General features: G+C 64.7%; 17 protein-coding genes. 8 read left to right on the top strand and 9 right to left on the bottom strand.

Annotated elements, in window-relative coordinates:
• Nucleotides 1-61: 61 nt before the first annotated feature.
• The 3 genes from MRBLMA1_RS20240 to MRBLMA1_RS20230 all read left to right on the top strand — a co-directional run bounded on the left by MRBLMA1_RS20240 (nucleotide 62) and on the right by MRBLMA1_RS20230 (nucleotide 2,779).
• On the top strand, nucleotides 62-499 hold the full coding sequence (locus MRBLMA1_RS20240) for an ExbD/TolR family protein (protein ID WP_133653428.1): 438 nt from the start codon (nucleotides 62-64) through the stop codon (nucleotides 497-499).
• A gap of 124 nt (nucleotides 500-623) precedes the next feature.
• A complete protein-coding gene (locus MRBLMA1_RS20235) occupies nucleotides 624-1,700 on the top strand; it encodes a YjgN family protein (protein WP_363739356.1) in 1,077 nt (358 codons plus the stop codon).
• Between the two features lie 5 nt (nucleotides 1,701-1,705).
• Complete coding sequence (locus MRBLMA1_RS20230; RefSeq protein WP_363739354.1) at nucleotides 1,706-2,779, top strand: M48 family metallopeptidase; 1,074 nt, start codon at nucleotides 1,706-1,708, stop codon at nucleotides 2,777-2,779.
• 101 nt (nucleotides 2,780-2,880) lie between these two features.
• Here the strand turns inward: MRBLMA1_RS20230 and MRBLMA1_RS20225 are convergent, their stop codons facing one another.
• Genes MRBLMA1_RS20225 through coaBC form a run of 4 tightly spaced genes read right to left on the bottom strand, consistent with a single transcriptional unit; the run spans nucleotide 2,881 to nucleotide 5,702 of the window.
• Nucleotides 2,881-3,246 carry a DsrE/DsrF/DrsH-like family protein gene (locus tag MRBLMA1_RS20225; protein ID WP_363739352.1) on the bottom strand — a complete coding sequence of 122 codons (366 nt, stop codon included), beginning with the start codon at nucleotides 3,244-3,246 and terminating at the stop codon, nucleotides 2,881-2,883.
• Nucleotides 3,234-4,010, bottom strand: coding sequence for a HesA/MoeB/ThiF family protein (locus MRBLMA1_RS20220; protein WP_133653432.1), 777 nt, complete (start codon nucleotides 4,008-4,010; stop codon nucleotides 3,234-3,236). Before MRBLMA1_RS20220 ends, MRBLMA1_RS20225 begins: the two co-directional genes overlap by 13 nt.
• Nucleotides 4,010-4,471, bottom strand: a complete 462-nt coding sequence (dut, locus tag MRBLMA1_RS20215) for a dUTP diphosphatase (protein ID WP_363739350.1) — start codon at nucleotides 4,469-4,471, stop codon at nucleotides 4,010-4,012. The genes MRBLMA1_RS20220 and dut overlap by 1 nt, the downstream gene beginning before the upstream one ends.
• On the bottom strand, nucleotides 4,446-5,702 hold the full coding sequence (gene coaBC, locus MRBLMA1_RS20210; RefSeq protein WP_363739348.1) for a bifunctional phosphopantothenoylcysteine decarboxylase/phosphopantothenate--cysteine ligase CoaBC: 1,257 nt from the start codon (nucleotides 5,700-5,702) through the stop codon (nucleotides 4,446-4,448). The genes dut and coaBC overlap by 26 nt, the downstream gene beginning before the upstream one ends.
• A gap of 135 nt (nucleotides 5,703-5,837) precedes the next feature.
• Here coaBC and egtB point away from each other — a divergent pair, with 135 nt between their 5' ends.
• The gene (egtB, locus tag MRBLMA1_RS20205; RefSeq protein WP_363739346.1) at nucleotides 5,838-7,106 is read left to right on the top strand and encodes an ergothioneine biosynthesis protein EgtB; all 1,269 of its coding nucleotides are present in this window, start codon (nucleotides 5,838-5,840) and stop codon (nucleotides 7,104-7,106) included.
• A 4-nt stretch (nucleotides 7,107-7,110) separates the two neighbouring features.
• The gene (gene egtD / locus MRBLMA1_RS20200) at nucleotides 7,111-8,067 is read left to right on the top strand and encodes an L-histidine N(alpha)-methyltransferase (protein WP_363739344.1); all 957 of its coding nucleotides are present in this window, start codon (nucleotides 7,111-7,113) and stop codon (nucleotides 8,065-8,067) included.
• 32 nt (nucleotides 8,068-8,099) lie between these two features.
• On the opposite strand, the gene MRBLMA1_RS20195 is transcribed toward egtD, so the two are convergent.
• The 4 genes from MRBLMA1_RS20195 to MRBLMA1_RS20180 all read right to left on the bottom strand — a co-directional run bounded on the left by MRBLMA1_RS20195 (nucleotide 8,100) and on the right by MRBLMA1_RS20180 (nucleotide 13,810).
• On the bottom strand, nucleotides 8,100-9,422 hold the full coding sequence (locus tag MRBLMA1_RS20195; RefSeq protein WP_363739343.1) for a NupC/NupG family nucleoside CNT transporter: 1,323 nt from the start codon (nucleotides 9,420-9,422) through the stop codon (nucleotides 8,100-8,102).
• A 420-nt stretch (nucleotides 9,423-9,842) separates the two neighbouring features.
• Entirely contained in the window at nucleotides 9,843-11,663 is a 1,821-nt protein-coding gene (gene typA / locus MRBLMA1_RS20190; protein ID WP_363739342.1) for a translational GTPase TypA, read from the bottom strand.
• Nucleotides 11,664-11,783: 120 nt separating this feature from the next.
• The gene (locus MRBLMA1_RS20185) at nucleotides 11,784-13,478 is read right to left on the bottom strand and encodes a cation acetate symporter (RefSeq protein ID WP_363739340.1); all 1,695 of its coding nucleotides are present in this window, start codon (nucleotides 13,476-13,478) and stop codon (nucleotides 11,784-11,786) included.
• On the bottom strand, nucleotides 13,475-13,810 hold the full coding sequence (locus tag MRBLMA1_RS20180) for a DUF485 domain-containing protein (protein WP_363739338.1): 336 nt from the start codon (nucleotides 13,808-13,810) through the stop codon (nucleotides 13,475-13,477). Before MRBLMA1_RS20180 ends, MRBLMA1_RS20185 begins: the two co-directional genes overlap by 4 nt.
• A gap of 156 nt (nucleotides 13,811-13,966) precedes the next feature.
• Here MRBLMA1_RS20180 and MRBLMA1_RS20175 point away from each other — a divergent pair, with 156 nt between their 5' ends.
• From MRBLMA1_RS20175 to MRBLMA1_RS20165, 3 genes are read left to right on the top strand one after another with little or no spacing between them, the layout of a single operon-like run.
• On the top strand, nucleotides 13,967-15,190 hold the full coding sequence (locus tag MRBLMA1_RS20175) for a toxic anion resistance protein (protein ID WP_363739336.1): 1,224 nt from the start codon (nucleotides 13,967-13,969) through the stop codon (nucleotides 15,188-15,190).
• Between the two features lie 4 nt (nucleotides 15,191-15,194).
• Nucleotides 15,195-15,908, top strand: coding sequence for a hypothetical protein (locus MRBLMA1_RS20170; RefSeq protein WP_363739334.1), 714 nt, complete (start codon nucleotides 15,195-15,197; stop codon nucleotides 15,906-15,908).
• A gap of 12 nt (nucleotides 15,909-15,920) precedes the next feature.
• On the top strand, nucleotides 15,921-16,079 hold the full coding sequence (locus MRBLMA1_RS20165) for a hypothetical protein (protein WP_167706561.1): 159 nt from the start codon (nucleotides 15,921-15,923) through the stop codon (nucleotides 16,077-16,079).
• A gap of 14 nt (nucleotides 16,080-16,093) precedes the next feature.
• Here MRBLMA1_RS20165 and MRBLMA1_RS20160 read toward each other — a convergent pair whose 3' ends face one another.
• A complete protein-coding gene (locus MRBLMA1_RS20160; RefSeq protein ID WP_363739332.1) occupies nucleotides 16,094-16,393 on the bottom strand; it encodes a PilZ domain-containing protein in 300 nt (99 codons plus the stop codon).
• Nucleotides 16,394-16,411 lie beyond the last annotated feature (18 nt).

Raw genomic sequence — 16,411 nt, 5'->3', positions numbered from 1 at the left:
CATCGCAGTCGGTGCATCATGCATGTGTTGTTATATCATTATTTCAACAGGAGGGATGCATATGGCCTTGAGCTTCGCAAGACCCCGGCCGGGCGACGGGGAAACGCCAATGTCGGACATGAACACCACGCCGCTGATCGACGTGATGCTGGTGCTGCTGATCATGTTCATCATCACGATCCCGATCCAGACGCACAGCGTCGGCGTCGACCTGCCGCAGACCCCCAGGGAATTGATCCCACCACCGGTCGACACCGTCAAGAACAGGGTCGGCATCGATGCCGACGGCACCATCCGCTGGAACGGCGGGGCCGTCGACCGGCTGACGCTCCGCCAATATCTTGCCGCCTCGCTGCGCCTGCCTGCCGAACCGGAGCTGCAGTTCCAGCCCGATGCCGGCGCCCGCTATGTGACGGTGGATGAAGTGCTGGCCGACATCCGCCGGTCAGGCGTGACGAAGCTCGGCTTCATCGGCAATGAACGCTACGCCAGCTTCTGATCACCCGTAAAATGCCGATCCGCCTGATTTCAGCGGGATAGCATTCCATACAACCATGAAACCCCTTGACCGACGGTCCCCGGCATAGTCTTCTCCCACCGGGGACCAAAGGGGGGGGGGCATCATGGATCAGGAACGCATAGGCGGCGACGGCTTCGCTTTCGAGGGCAACTGGCGCGACTATGCGCCGATCGCCTTCACCAACCTGCTGCTGACGATCGTCACGCTGGGCATATACCGCTTCTGGGCGACGACGCGCACGCGGCGCTATCTCTGGGCGAATACACGCTTCATCGACGACCGGCTGGAATGGACGGGCACGGGCAAGGAACTGTTCCTGGGCTTCCTGATGGTGGTCGTGCTGATCGGCCTGCCCTTCCTCTTCCTGCAATTCGGCGCGCAGGCGCTGATCCTCCAGGGGCATCAGGGGATAGCCGCGATACTGACGCTCGCGGCGTTCGTGACGATCTTCTACATGGTCGGCCTCGCCCGCTTCCGCGCGCTGCGCTACCGGCTCAGCCGGACATGGTGGCACGGCATCCGGGGCGGCAGCGACGATCAGGGCTTTGGCTACGGCATTTCCTATATGTGGAAGTCCGCGGTGGGCAGCCTGGCTCTCGGACTGCTCATCCCCTGGTCGATGATGTCGCTGTGGAACGAGCGCTGGAACAAGATGAGCTTCGGCCCGCATGCCTTCGAAGCCGCGGGCGATCACGGCCCGACCTTCAGGCGTTTCCTGCTCTTCTACCTCCTGCCGATCCTGCTGTTCGTGGGCGGAGGGGTGATGGTCGCCATGGTGGGCTTTCCGGGGCAGGACAATGTGGGCTCCCACATGGCCGGGGTCATAATAGGCATCATCGCGCTCGTGCTGGTCTTTTATCTGGGGCTCGGCCTCATCGCGCTCGCCTTCTACGCCAGCTTCTTCCGCGAAGCGGTGGAAGGGCTGTCGCTCACCGGCCTCGACTTCCATTTCTACGCCCGGACCAGGGACTGGATATTGCTGTTCCTGGGCGACATTGCGTTGGTGGCCTGCACGCTCGGCATCGGGTCGATCTTCCTGCAATATCGGCACTGGAAATTCTTCGTCACCCATATGGGCGTGACGGGCGCCATCTATACCGACGAACTCACCCAGTCGCAGACGAAGACCAGCCGCCATGGCGAGGGCCTGCTGGACGCGCTCGACGTGGGCGCTTTCTAAGCCGCATGTCCGACTTCCGGCTCTGGCATTATGACGGCGTGACGGCGGTCCGGCGCGAAGTCCTGCTGCGACCCGCCGGCACGGGCTTTGTGCTGGAGGAGCCGGAAAGCGGCTGGGCGGGCCTGCCCGCCGACTGGAGCGACCTCACCGTCATCGGCCTGCAGGGTGATCGTTCCGCCTATGGCCATAAGACGGTTCCCGGCTGGCGCATGGGCTTTTCCGGCGAAGCGCCAGCCGACATCGCCACCCATTTGCCGAAGGGCGAACGCTATGGCCGCTGGATCGACCGCTTCGGCCTGTGGCCGGCGGCCGCCGTCTTCACCATCGCCGCCGCTCTCATCATCTGGGGCGCGCTCGAGGCACCCGCCGCCATCGCCCCGCTCGTCCCGCACGCCTGGGAGAACCGGATGGGCGACGCCATGGTGGGCGATTTCGGCGGCCGTTTCTGCCACACGCCGGCGGGCGATGCCGCGCTCAGGGGACTGGCGGCACGGATCGACCCGGGCCATGAGGCCCGCGACATCGCACTTGCCAATATTCCGATGGTGAATGCGGTAACATTGCCGGGGGGACGGATCATCCTCTTCGACGGACTGGTCCAGCAGGCAAAGTCCGCCGATGAAGTCGCGGGCGTGCTTGGCCATGAACTGGGCCATGTGCGCCACCGCGACACGATGACGGGCCTCATCCGCCAGCTTGGCCTCAGCGTCGTGCTGGGCGGCGCGGGGGGCAATGCGGGCAATTATCTGAACGGCGTATTGTCGCTGAGCTACGGCCGCGGCGCGGAGTCTGCCGCGGACGGGGTCGCCATCGACCAGATGCGCGCCGCCGGGATTTCGCCCGCCGCGACCGCCGCCTTCTTCGATCGGATCGGCGGCAAGGATGAAGGCACGGAAGCGCGGGCGATGAGCTGGCTTTCCTCCCATCCGCTCTCCGCCGAACGCCGCCGCCGCTTCGCCGCCGCCGTCAAGCCGGGCACAGCTTACCGACCGGCGCTGGATCAGGCGCAATGGCAGGCGCTGCGAACCTCCTGCGCCAGCGATCCGAAGGTCGCCAAATTCTGGGGCCAATCCTTCTAGGACGAATCGACATTCAGCCCTGACGGCTCGGAAAACATGCTCCAGGACAATTGTCGTCAGCAGACCGCCCGTTTCCCGGCCCCATGAACGGGCCAGCCACCTCACACGAATATCAGCCGGGCCTCGTCGCTCGTCTGCTGCAGGAACCCGATCGGCCCGCTAACCTCCACACCCTTGGGCAGATCGTCCGCCGACATGCCGCAAAGCACAAGTCCGCTCTGACAGGCGAGCAGGGTCACGCCCAATTCCACCGCCTCTTCGATCAGCATCGCCAGCGAGGGCAGGCCCGCCGACCGATGCGCTTCGTCAAGGGGCGCTGCCAGGGGCATGCGCAACAGCCCTACCGCATCCAGTTGCAGGAACAGGACCGCGCCGCCGCCCAGCGCCGCCTGGGTCGCCGCCATCACCAATGCGCCGCGCAGCCGCTCGGCATCCGCCGTCGCGACGACGATCCTCAGTTCGCGCATAGTTCCGCGGCGCAGCCCTGGCAGGCGGCGTCCTTGGGCACCGCCACGGTCCGGAACCGCATCGACAGCAGGTCGGCGAGCAGCAGGCGCCCCGCCATATCTTCGCCAAAGGGAACCAGCGCGCGGATCACCTCCAGCGCCGCCAGGCTGCCCATCACGCCCGTCAACGCCCCGATCACGCCCGTTTCGGAACAATTCCGCTCCGGCGCATCCTCCGGCGATCCGACAAGGCAGCGATAGCAGGGCTTGCCCGCTTCCCAGCCGCGATAGGTGGCCAACTGCCCCTCAAATGGCCCGACCGCCGCCGAAACCAGCGGAATCCTCAGCTTTTGCGTGCAATCGGCCACCGCCAGCCGGGTCGCGAAACTGTCGCAACCGTCCAGCACCACATCCGCGTCCCGCAGCATCAGCGCGGCATTGTCCGCATCGATACGGGCATTGATCGGGATCAGCTTCACGTCCGGATTGAGCCGCGCAACGGCCGCCATCGCGCTTTCGGCCTTGGACGCGCCGATCGCGTCGGTGTCGAACAGCACCTGCCGCTGAAGATTGGAGAGGGCGACGATATCATCGTCTATCACCCGGATGGTCCCGACCCCCGCCGCCGCGAGATAGAGGATCGCCGGGCTGCCGATCCCGCCCGCACCGATGATCGCCACATCCGCCGACAACAGCCGCGCCTGGCCCGCGCCGCCAATCTCCTTCAGCACGATATGGCGGGCATAGCGTTCAAGCTGATCGTCGGTGAGGGGGAGGGATGCCATCAGTTACGCACCCCCGTCGATCCGAAGCCGCCCGCGCCCCTCGCCGTCTCGTCCAGTTCCTCGACCTCGGCGAAGCGGGCCACCTGCACCGGCGCGGCGACCAGTTGCGCGATCCGGTCGCCCCGCGCGATCACAAAGGGTTCCTCGCCCAGATTGATCAATATGACCTTCAACTCGCCGCGATAGTCCGCATCGATCGTCCCCGGCGTGTTGGGCAGGCTGATGCCATGTTTCAGCGCCAGACCGGATCGCGGCCGCACCTGCACTTCATAACCTTCCGGAATCGCCATGGCAAAACCCGTCGCCACCGCATGCCGGCCGCCAGGCGCGAGGGTGACGTCCTCCGCCGACACGACATCCAGCCCCGCCGCATGCGCCGTGGCATAGGCCGGCACCGGCAGGCCCTCCCCATGGGGCAGGCGCTTCAGGCGGATTTCAATGGGCGGAAGAGGAGAGGACATGAGCGACCTTTTCTATCAAGCGGGTGGCGACGGCATCCTTGGGCAGATGGTCCCAGCTCTCGACGCCATCTTTCGAAACAATGTGCACACTGTTGGAATCGCCACCCATCACGCTGGAGCCGGGTGGGCCCGACACATCGTTGGCGACGATCCAGTCGGCGCCCTTGCGCGCCAGCTTCGCCTGCGCATGTTCGGCGATCTTCTGCGTCTCGGCGGCAAAGCCGACCAGCAGGGTGGGACGCTTCGCATGCCGGGCCAGCGTGGCGAGGATGTCGGGATTCTCCACCAGGGCCAAGGGCGATGGCTTGCCGGAGCCATCCTTTTTGAGCTTCTGATCCGCGGCATCGGCCGTGCGCCAGTCCGCGACGGCCGCCACCATGATCGCCGCATCGGCCGGCAACGCGGCTTCCACCGCCGCCAGCATCTCCCGCGCGGTTTCCACATCGACGCGGCTTACGCCCGCTGGCGTCGGCAGATGTACGGGGCCCGCCACCAAAGTCACCCGCGCGCCTGCCCGCGCCGCTGCGGCCGCTATGGCAAAGCCCTGCTTGCCGGATGATCGGTTGGCGATGTAGCGGACCGGGTCGATCGGCTCATGCGTCGGCCCCGCCGTCACCAGCACATGCCGTCCCGCAAGCGGTGCATCCGCCGTCTCGAAATCCGGCTGCCCCGCAAGCGGATCGGCGGCAAGCGGCCGGGCGAGCAGCCGCGCCATTTCCGCCGCGATCGCCTCGGGATCGGGCAGACGGCCCTTGCCGAATTCGCCGCAGGCCATTTCGCCGCTGTCCGGTTCCATCACATGCACGCCGTCGGCCTTGAGCTGGGCAACGTTCCGCTGCGTCGCCGCATGATGCCACATGCGCACGTTCATCGCTGGGACGGCAAGCACCGGCTTGTCGGTCGCTAGCAGCAACGTGGTCGCCAGATCATCGGCAATGCCGCCGGCCATCTTGGCAATTATGTTCGCCGTCGCCGGCGCAACCACCACCAGGTCGGCCTGCCGCGAAAGCTGGATATGGCCGATCTCCCGCTCTTCCTTGAGGTCGAACATGTCGCCATAGACATGGTCCTCGGTCAGCACGCCCAGCGACAGCGGCGTCACGAATTTCCCGGCGCTCTCCGTCAGCACCGCCCGCACGGCAATGCCCCGCTTGCGCAGCAGCCGCACCAGCTCCAGCGATTTGTAGGCCGCGATGCCGCCCGACACGATGAGAAGGATGCGCTTGGTCATGACTGGCCATCATTTGGTCAAGCGACGCGCCCTTGTCCAGCAATTCCCATGGATGCGCCGGGCATGGTCGGAACCTACAGGCCCCCTCATGCGATTATTGGTTGAGAGCGGCGCAACCGTATCGAAGGGGCATGCATGGCAAGAAGCCGGACCGCACCGGGCCAGATCGACCTCCTGACCCGCTACCGCGAAGTGCGGGCGTTGAGCGAGGCGATCGCCGCGCCCCTGTCGGACGCGGACGCCACGGTCCAGTCCATGGCCGATGCTTCCCCCGCCAAATGGCACCTGGCCCATGTGAGCTGGTTCTTCGAAAGCTTCGTCCTGCGCGACAATGTGGCGGGCTACACGCCCTTCGACCCGCATTACGCCTATCTGTTCAACAGCTACTATGAGGCCGAGGGTCCACGCCACGCCCGGCCGATGCGGGGCATGCTCACCCGCCCGACGCTGGATGAAATCCGCGCCTACCGCGCCCATGTCGACGCGGCGCTGACCACCGCGCTGCCGATGCTGATGCCCGATGCGCAGGCTCTGGTGCTGCTCGGCCTTCACCATGAACAGCAGCATCAGGAACTCATGCTCACCGACATGCAGCATCTGTTGTCGCTGAACCCGCTGGAGCCGGCCCTGCACGATGCGCCCAATGCGCTGCCGGCGCCCGTTCCCGGCCCGCTCCACTGGATCGAGGGTCGGCAGGGCCTGGTCGAGATCGGCGATGACGGAAAGAGCGATTTCGCCTTCGATTGCGAAACCCCCCGCCACAAGACGATTCTCCACCCCCATGCCCTGGCGCACCGGCCGATAACCAATGGCGAATGGATCAGCTTCATGGAGGATGGCGGCTATGCCGACGCCGCCCATTGGCTGTCGGACGGCTGGGCCTGGGTAGAGGCGGAACGGATCGACGCACCGCTTTACTGGCGACGGGACGGACGAGGTTGGACGCGCTTTGGCCTGGACGGGCGCAAGCCGGTCAATCCCGCCGCCCCGGTATGCCATATCAGCCTCTATGAGGCGGACGCCTATGCCCGATGGGCGGGCGCGCGACTGCCCACGGAGGCGGAATGGGAAAGTGCGGCACTCAATATCGCGCCTACCAGCGGCAATCAGTTGGACGATGCGGCCTGCCCCCGCCCCCGCGCCGCGAACGGTGCTGCCGCCCTGACGCAGATGTTCGGCGACGTCTGGGAATGGACGGGCAGCGCCTATCGCCCCCACCCCGGTTTCCGCGCCGCCGAGGGTGCGGTGGGCGAATATAACGGCAAGTTCATGTCCGGCCAGTTCGTGCTGAAGGGCGGCAGTTGCGCCACCCCGCGGGGTCATTTGCGCGCGAGCTACCGCAATTTCTTCTACCCCCATCAACGCTGGCAGTTCACCGGACTGCGGCTGGCAAAGGATCTGTGAGGCGATGCTCCTGACCGAAAATGCCCCGCCATCGCTGCCCGCCCCCGATCCGGCCTTCCGGCGGGACATTATCGAGGGGCTGTCCCGCGAGCCCAAGGCGACGCCGCCCATCTGGTTCTACGACCAGCGCGGTTCGGAACTGTTCGAAGCGATCACCGATCTGCCGGAATATTATCCGACACGCACGGAAACCGCCCTGCTGGAGCGGCATGGCCGGGATTTCGCCGCCGCGATCGGCCCCGGCCGGGCCGTGGTGGAATTCGGCGCGGGCAGTGCACGCAAAACCCCCCATCTGCTGCGCGCCATCGATCCGGCCGCCTATGTGCCGGTCGACATCAGCGGCGACTTCCTCCATGCGTCGAGCGCGCAATTGGCATCGGCCTTTCCGGGCTTGCCGGTTTTGCCGCTGGTGGGCGACTTCAACACCGATCTGGCCTTGCCCACCGCGATCGACGGGCTGCCACGCCTTGGCTTCTTCCCCGGATCGACCATCGGCAATATGGAACCCCATGCGGCGGTCGACCTGCTGCGGGCGATGCGGCGCCTTCTCGGCGAGGGAGCGATGCTGCTGATCGGCATGGACCGGATCAAGGATCGCGGCCGGCTGGTCGCCGCCTATGATGACGCAGCCGGCGTGACGGCAGCATTCAACCTCAACCTGATCAGGCGCATCAATCGGGAACTGGACGGCGACCTGCCATTGGACGGCTTCGTCCATCGCGCCGTCTGGAACGACGACAAGGCGCGGATTGAAATGCATCTGGAAGCGGTGCGGCCGCTTCACTTCCACGTCGCGGGCCAATGCTTCCGCATGACGGAGGGCGAAACGATCCATACCGAAAGCAGCCATAAATATGGCCCACGCGACGAAAGGCTGCTGCTGCGCGCCGGTGACTGGGAACCGGTGCGCGAATGGAGCGATGAGGAGGGGCTGTTTTCACTCGTCCTGGCAGAAGCCTGACTTTCGCAGGACAGCAAATGGATTCGGAACGATCAGCGCAGGCTGAGCATCAGTCCGGCCAGCGCCGCGCTCATCAGATTGGCCAGGCTGCCCGCGACCAGCGCCTTGACCCCCAGCCGGGCGATCACCGGGCGCTGGCTCGGCGCCAGATTGCCCGTGACGGCCATCTGGATCGCTATCGAGCTGAAATTGGCGAAGCCGCAAAGCGCGAATGTGACGATGGCGACGGTCGCGGGCGACAGCGCACCCTGCACCTGCCCCAGGTTGATATAGGCGACGAACTCGTTGAGCACGACCTTGGTGCCGAACAGGCCACCCGCCACCTGCGCCTCCGTCCAGGGAATGTTGAGCAGATACATGACCGGTGAAAAGACATAGCCCAATAGCTGCTGGAAGCTGAGGCCGGGATAGCCGAGCCAGCCGCCGATGCCGCCCAATATGCCGTTTGCCAGTGCGACCAGCGCAACGAAGGCCAGCAGCATGGCGCCGACCGCCACGGCCAGCTTCACGCCCGTCTGCGCGCCCTGCGCGGCCGCCATGATCAGGTTGGCCGGCTTCTCCTCATCATGGGCGGCGGACGGCATCGGATCGCGCGACATTTCCTCCGGCGCCAGCACAGCGGGGCCGGTGCCGCCGATCCGGTTTTCAGGAAGGACGATGTCGGGATGATCGCCCAGCGGAAGTTCGGGTTCACGGTCCGCTTCGTCCGGCATCATGATCTTCGCCATCAGCAGGCCGCCGGGCGCTGACATGAAACTCGCCGCCAGCAGATAATCGATCTTGATGCCCATGGCGGCATAGGCGGCCAATATGGTTCCCGCGACCCCCGCCATGCCGCTGGTCATCACCGCGAAAAGCTGCGGCGGCGTCAGTCCCGCCAGATAGGGGCGGATGACGAGGGGGCTTTCGCTTTGCCCGACGAAGATGTTGGCGGCGGCGCAGAGACTTTCGACCTTCGAAACGCCCGTCACCTTCTCGATCGCGCCGCCGACCCAGCGCACGATCTGCTGCATGATGCCCAGATGGTAGAGGATCGAAACCAGGCTGGCGAAGAAGATGATCACCGGCAAGGCGGCAATGGCAAAGCTCGCGCCGCCAATCTCCGGCTTGGCGAGCGGGCCGAAGATGAAATCCGTTCCAGCCTGCGCATAGCCGAGCAGGTTCGCCACGCCACGCGATATGCCGGCGATGGCGGCGCGTCCGGCGGGGACATAAAGCACCAGCAGGGCAATGCCCGCCTGCAACAGGAATGCCGCGCCGACGACGCGAAGCCGGATGGCGCGGCGGTCGGAAGAAAGGGCGACGGCAATGGCAAGGATCAGCGCGATACCGGCTAGGCCTGTGAGGAGGTGCATGAGGAGCTTTCGCGGGAAGAAAGAATTGCGCGACCATAAAGAGCGCGCAGCACGGAAGCCAGCAGCTTTGCGAAGGTGAAACAGGCGGTTGTGGAGGCGATATGCGGGCCTTGCTGGCAGCGGGACGATGGCCGGAGGCAAGGTCTCCCCAACCAACTGTATCCTCCGTGCCACGGCGGGCGAAAAAGCATCCTATTCCGCGATCCGGCACCATTTTTATCCTGTCCTACATCCCCCGGCCTGCCTATTCCCGCTCCGTCTTTGACATGTGGAAATCATTGCCCCGAACGCTACGCGCGGGCGCGCATGCGCGCGCATATGGTGTGAACTTCGGCGGAAAACGGCCCATTCCGGACCTTCCAAACGCAAAAAGGGCCGGCATCTCGCGATGCCAGCCCCTTTTTTCGTCCTTCCGCCAGATCAGGCGGCGGCTTTGGCCCGCGACATGCGCTTGCGCTCGTTCGGGTCGAGATAGCGCTTGCGCAGACGGATGTTCTTGGGCGTCACCTCGACCATTTCATCGTCGTCAATGTAAGCGATGGCCTGTTCCAGCGTCATCTTCCATGGCGGGGTCAGGCGGATGCTGTCGTCCTTGCCCGAAGCGCGGAAGTTCGTCAGCGCCTTCGACTTCATCGGGTTGACTTCCAGGTCTTCCGGCTTGGCGTTCTGGCCGATGATCATGCCTTCGTAGAGCGCTTCGCCCACGCCGACCATCAGGACGCCGCGCTCTTCCAGCGGGCCAAGGGCATAGGCCACCGCCTCACCCACGCCGTTGGAGATCAGCACGCCATTCTTGCGGCCTTCGATATTGCCCTTGTGCGGGCCATATTTCTCGAACAGCCGGTTCATGATGCCGGTGCCGCGCGTGTCGGACAGGAATTCGCCGTGATAGCCGATCAGGCCGCGCGAGGGTGCGGAGAAGGTGATGCGGGTCTTGCCGCCGCCCGACGGGCGCATGTCGGTCATTTCCGCCTTGCGCTGGTTCATCTTGTCGACGACCGTGCTGGAGAACTCATCGTCCACGTCGATCACGACAGTCTCATAGGGCTCGGTCCGGTTGCCGTTCTCGTCCTCGCCGAACAGCACGCGGGGACGCGAAATGCCGAGTTCGAAGCCTTCGCGGCGCATCGTCTCGATCAGCACGCCAAGCTGAAGTTCACCGCGACCGGCGACTTCGAAACTGTCCTTGTCCGCCGATTCCGTCACCTTGATCGCGACATTGGATTCGGCTTCGCGCATCAGGCGGTCGCGGATCATGCGGCTGGTCACCTTGCTGCCTTCGCGGCCCGCCATGGGCGAATCATTGACGGCAAAGCGCATCGACAGGGTCGGCGGGTCGATCGGCTGGGCCCGGATCGCGCTGGTGACCGACGGATCGGCGATGGTGTTGGCGACGGTCGCGACCGTCAGGCCGGCCAGCGAGATGATGTCCCCCGCCCTGGCTTCTTCCACCGGCACGCGTTCCAGGCCACGGAAGGACAGGATCTTCGACGCACGGCCGGTTTCCAGCACATTGCCGTCCGCATCAATGGCATGGATCGCCTGATTGACCTTCAGCGTGCCCGAATTGACGCGGCCCGTGAGGACACGACCCAGGAAATTGTCGCGGTCAAGCAACGTCACCAGGAAGCTGAACGGCGCGTCCACGTCCAGCGCCGGCGGCGGCACATGGTCGACGATCTTCTGGAACAACGGCTCCAGCGTGCCCGAACGCAGCGACGGGTCTTCATTGGCATAGCCGTTGCGGCCCGAAGCGTAGAGCACCGGGAAGTCGAGCTGCTCGTCAGTGGCATCCAGCGTCACGAACAGGTCGAACACCTCGTCCAGCACTTCCTGGATACGCTCGTCGGGACGGTCGACCTTGTTGACGACGACGATGGGCTTCAGGCCCAGCGCCAGCGCCTTGCCAGTCACGAACTTGGTTTGCGGCATCGCGCCTTCCGACGAATCGACCAGCAGGATCACGCCGTCGACCATGGACAGGATGCGCTCCACCTCACCGCCGAAATCGGCGTGGCCGGGCGTGTCGACGATGTTGATGCGGGTGCCGTTCCATTCGACCGAGGTGGGCTTCGCCAGGATGGTGATGCCGCGTTCCTTTTCCAGGTCGTTCGAATCCATCGCCCGTTCCTCGACGCGCTGGTTGTCGCGAAAGGTGCCGGACTGGCGGAAAAGCTGGTCGACGAGCGTGGTCTTGCCATGGTCGACGTGCGCGATGATCGCGATATTACGCAGGGACATGCAACTGCCTTCGGGATTTAAGGTTTCCCGGCCGGCACCGCGCCTGCTCAGGACTATCGGGCGCGCCCCTACAGGAAATGACGCGCTGCGGCAAGTTCTGCGCGACGACGGACGCCGCCTTTAATGGTCGGACGCGGCGAAGGCCCCTATTCCGGTTTCCGCCCGCACCCGCTGCGCCGTATAGCCCGCCCTGTCCACCGCAGCGCGCGGCGATCGGTCAAGCAGAGAGATCAGCCAGATCGAGAGGAAACCCGCCGGAACGGAAAAGATCGCCGCCGAACTATAGGGAAAAGGCGCGGGTCCCAGACCGAAGGTGGTCGTCCAGACCGTGGGTGACAGCAGGGTCAGGACAAAGGCCGTCAACAGGCCGATGGTCCCGCCCCATGCCGCGCCACGGGTGGTGCAGCCGCTCCAGAGCAGCGAGAGGATCAGCACGGGAAAATTGCCCGACGCCGCCAACGCGAAGGCAAGGCTGACCATGAAGGCCACGTTCTGCTTCTCGAACACCAGTCCCAGCAGCACTGCCAGCGCACCCAGCGCCAGCGTGGTCAACCGCGACACGCGCAGTTCGTCCGCCGAACTCGCCCGACCATTTTTGAAGACCGTAGCGTAGAGATCATGGCTGACCGCGGATGCCGCCGAAAGCGTCAGCCCAGCCACCACGGCAAGGATGGTCGCGAACGCCACCGCCGAAATGAAGCCCAGGAAGGCATTGCCGCCAATCGCATGCGCCAGATGGATCGCCGCCATATTGCCGCCGCCGCGGAGCGCGCCTTCTCCGTCCAGATAATTGCCGTCCGTCCCCACCAGCACGATCGCGCCGAAACCGATGATGAAGGTCAGGATGTAGAAATAGCCGATCCATCCGGTCGCCCAGAGCACCGACTTGCGCGCTTCCTTCGCATCCGGAACGGTAAAGAAACGCATCAGGATATGCGGCAGCCCTGCCGTCCCCAGCATCAGTGCAAGGCCGAAGGAAATGGCCGAAACGGGATCCTTGATGAAATTGCCCGGACCCATGATCGACCGGCCCCGCTCCGCCGCTTCAGCCATGGCGGCCCCGCTGGAAAGCGCGGCCTCAGTCTTCACTTCCACCGCGCGGGCAAACAGCGCTTCAAGGCTGAAGCCCATCTGCGCCAGCACCATCAGCGCCATGAAGCTGGCGCCACCTAGCAGCAGCACTGCCTTGATGATCTGCACCCAGGTCGTCGCGCGCATGCCGCCGAAGAGGACATAGAGCATCATCAGCGCGCCGACGATCACCACCGCCACGGCATAGGGCAAGCCGAACAATAATTTGATGAGCTGCCCCGCCCCCACCATCTGCGCGATCAGGTAGAAGCTGACGACCAGCAAGGTACTGACCGCCGCGAAACTGCGCACCGGTGGCTGGGCGAAGCGGTAGGAAGCGACATCGGCAAAGGTGTAGCGCCCTAGATTGCGCAACCTCTCCGCCATCAGGAACAGCAGGATAGGCCAGCCGACCAGAAAGCCGGTGGAGTAGATGAGCCCATCATAGCCGTCGTTGAAGATCTGCGCCGAAATGCCGAGGAAGGAGGCCGCCGACATATAATCGCCCGCCATGGCGAGGCCGTTCTGGAAACCGCTGATCCCGCCGCCCGCCGTGTAGAAGTCGGACGCGGTACGGGTCCGCGCCGCCGCTGCCTTGGTGATCCAGAGCGTCAGGCCCACAAAGGCGACGAACATGAGGATGGCGACCAGGTTCAACGGCTGGCGCTGCGCCTCCCCCTCCAGCGCGGCGGCGAAGGCAGGGATGGGAAACAGGAGCGCCAGGGCAGTAACAAACCCCTTCATGCATCATACTCCTGCGAGGGAACATGATCCGAAAGGATCGCAGCCATCCGCGCGTCATGATGGCGATTGGCATGGGCGACATAGACGCCCGTGAGCGCGATCGCCAACAGGATGAGGCCGAGACCCACGGGAATGCCGATGGAGGTGACGCCCGTCCCGATCGGCGCGCCAAGCAGCGCCTTGTCGAACGCGATCAGCAGCAGATAACCTGCAAAGGCCGTGAAGATGATGATGGAGAGCAGCCATCCAAGCCGCGCGCGCGCCGCCACCAGTGCATGATAGCGGGGGTCAGCGACAACCGCCGCCACCCATGCTTCTTCCCGGCCTTTCATCTGATCCCCCTGCTCATCTTGTCCGAGTTATCCTAACCAGACCTCAGACGATTGCAATGGCAACCAGGGCGCCCTTATAACGCTGTGGCAGACTTGCGGCCCCACTGTTTTATGCACATATGACAGCGGACCCGCCACGCGCTTCTGGGAGATAACATGGCTTCGACCGCGCCAACCGCTGCCGCAACGACTTCCGGCGACATGCTGAACCTGACCCCGCCCGATCCGGTGCCGCCCGTCGCGCCGGAAAAGGCGGCCGGCCTGGTACCGCTGGACGAGGACAAAAAGTCAAAGCTCGACGAGAAGGTCGATGCCTTCATCGACGATCTCGTCGCGCAGGACGCCAATTCGCCGGAATTCGGCCAGCGGGTCGACCAGCTCACCAATATGGGGCGCAAGGAAATCGCCGAGGCCGCAGGGCATTCCAACCGATTCCTGGACCGGCCGGTGCGCGCCATGGACAGCGACAGCAAGGTCGGCGCGGACCTGGCCGAACTGCGCCGCACTGTGGAAGATCTCGATCCCGGCAAGCGCGGCAGCTTGACCGCACCAAAAAAGCTGTTCGGCCTGATCCCCTTCGGCAATCGGATGCGCGACTATTTCGACAGCTACAAGAGTGCGCAGAGCCACATCAATTCGATCCTCGGGTCGCTCGCCAGCGGCAAGGACGTGCTGATCAAGGACAATGCCGCGATCGATGTCGAGCGGCAGAATATGTGGGCGACGATGGGTCGCCTGGAACAGATGATCCATATCAGCAAGGCGCTGGACGCCCGGCTGGAGGCCAAGGCGCTGGAACTGGATTCGATCGATCCCACCAAGGCCAAGGCGATCCGCGAAAGCGCGCTTTTCTATATCCGCCAGCGCACGCAGGACTTGCTGACGCAGATGGCGGTGACGGTGCAGGGTTATCTGGCGCTGGACCTCGTCAAGAAGAACAATGTCGAACTGGTGAAAGGTGTCGATCGCGCCAGCACGACGACCGTCGCGGCGCTGCGTACCGCCGTTACCGTGGCGCAGGCGCTGGTCGGGCAACGCCTGGTGCTGGAGCAGATCACCGCACTCAACACGACGACCGCGAACATGATCGATTCGACGGGCGAGATGCTGAAGAACCAGACAGCGCAGATTCACGAGCAGGCGGCGTCCAGCACCATTCCGATCGAGACGCTGCAGCGCGCCTTCCAGAATATCTACGATACGATGGACAATATCGACACGTTCAAGCTGAAGGCGCTGGAGAATATGAAGACGACGGTGACCACGCTGTCGAACGAGGTCGAGAAGTCGAAGGGCTATATCGCGCGTGCCGAGGGGCAGGCGCAGGCCGCAAACCAGGCCCGCGCCGATAATCCGCTGCTGAGTTCGATCGAGGCCTGAGGAAATGAGTCGTTCCGACCGCGTGCTGGCCGACGCGGAGGCCGTTCTCCGCCGCCACAGCGAGCGCGGACAGAGCCTGTCGGCGCGCGCCCGGCACCGCCGCAATGCCGCGCTGATGCGGAAGGTCAAATTTGCCTTTTGGGCGATCGTCGCTGTTCTGGTCGCCAGCGCGGTGGCGGGCTTCATCACCCCGCTCGGCACGACCGGGGTGATGATCGCGCTGGGCGTCATGATGGCGGCGGTGCTGCTGATTGCCATTGCCCCCGGCGAGAAAAAAGTGCGCGCCGAGGCGTTGGCGGATACCGCCCTCACGGCTTTGCCCCTGCAAACCGAAATCTGGCTGGAAAACCAGCGCAAGGCCCTGCCCGCACCGGCCGTTACCCTGGTCGACAGCATCGGCGTCAAGCTGGAAACCCTGGCGCCGCAACTCGAACGGCTGGGCGAACAGGATCCGGCGGCCCAGGAAATCCGGAAATTGCTGACCGATCACCTGCCCGAACTCGTCACCGGCTACCAGTCCATTCCCGAACCGCTGCGGCGGGAAGAGCGCAACGGCCGCATTCCCGAACGGCAGTTGATCGATGGATTGGGGGTGATCGACGCCGAAATTGCGCGGATGAGCGAGAATCTGGCCAGCGGCGACCTTGACAAGCTGGCGGTGCAGAACCGCTTCCTGGAACTCAAATATCAGGAAGCGAAGGAACTTGGGCAGGACTGACGTCTTCCTACGGTGATGATCCATTTGACGCTGATCATCGTTGATTTCCTGACCGGTCTGCTGGCGGCCGGAGCCTGGGCTCTGGCGAGTGCGGGCGGGGCGATCGCGGCGCTTGTCGGCGGCGGCCTGCTGGGCGCGTCGCTGTTCCGGAAATGGCGGCAAAAGGGTTGAGGGCGTAAAAGGGGTCAGGCGCCTTCGATCAGCACGGCCATGGCCGGGTCGGTCAGGGGCTGGCTGAACCGGATGCCGAAACGCTTGCCGACGACCCACATGACACGGCCGCTCGCCTGCACTCCCGCGGCCTCGACCATGATATAGGCGCCGGCCGACGGCGGCGTTTCGCAATGCGCAAGCGCGCCCGAGGAGGAAAGGTCGAGAAAATGCGCCCGCGTCTGCGTATCGCCGAGATGCAGGGCGACGGGGCTGAACATCTTGTGGCGCGGATCAAGCCGCCGCTGTCCTGCGGTGCGATTGGGATCAATCATGCCCTGCCTTGTCCCCAA

This window comes from Sphingobium sp. LMA1-1-1.1 (assembly GCF_040676365.1).
Classification (GTDB): Bacteria; Pseudomonadota; Alphaproteobacteria; order Sphingomonadales; family Sphingomonadaceae; genus Sphingobium.
This window is presented reverse-complemented; position numbering and strand designations above follow the sequence as displayed.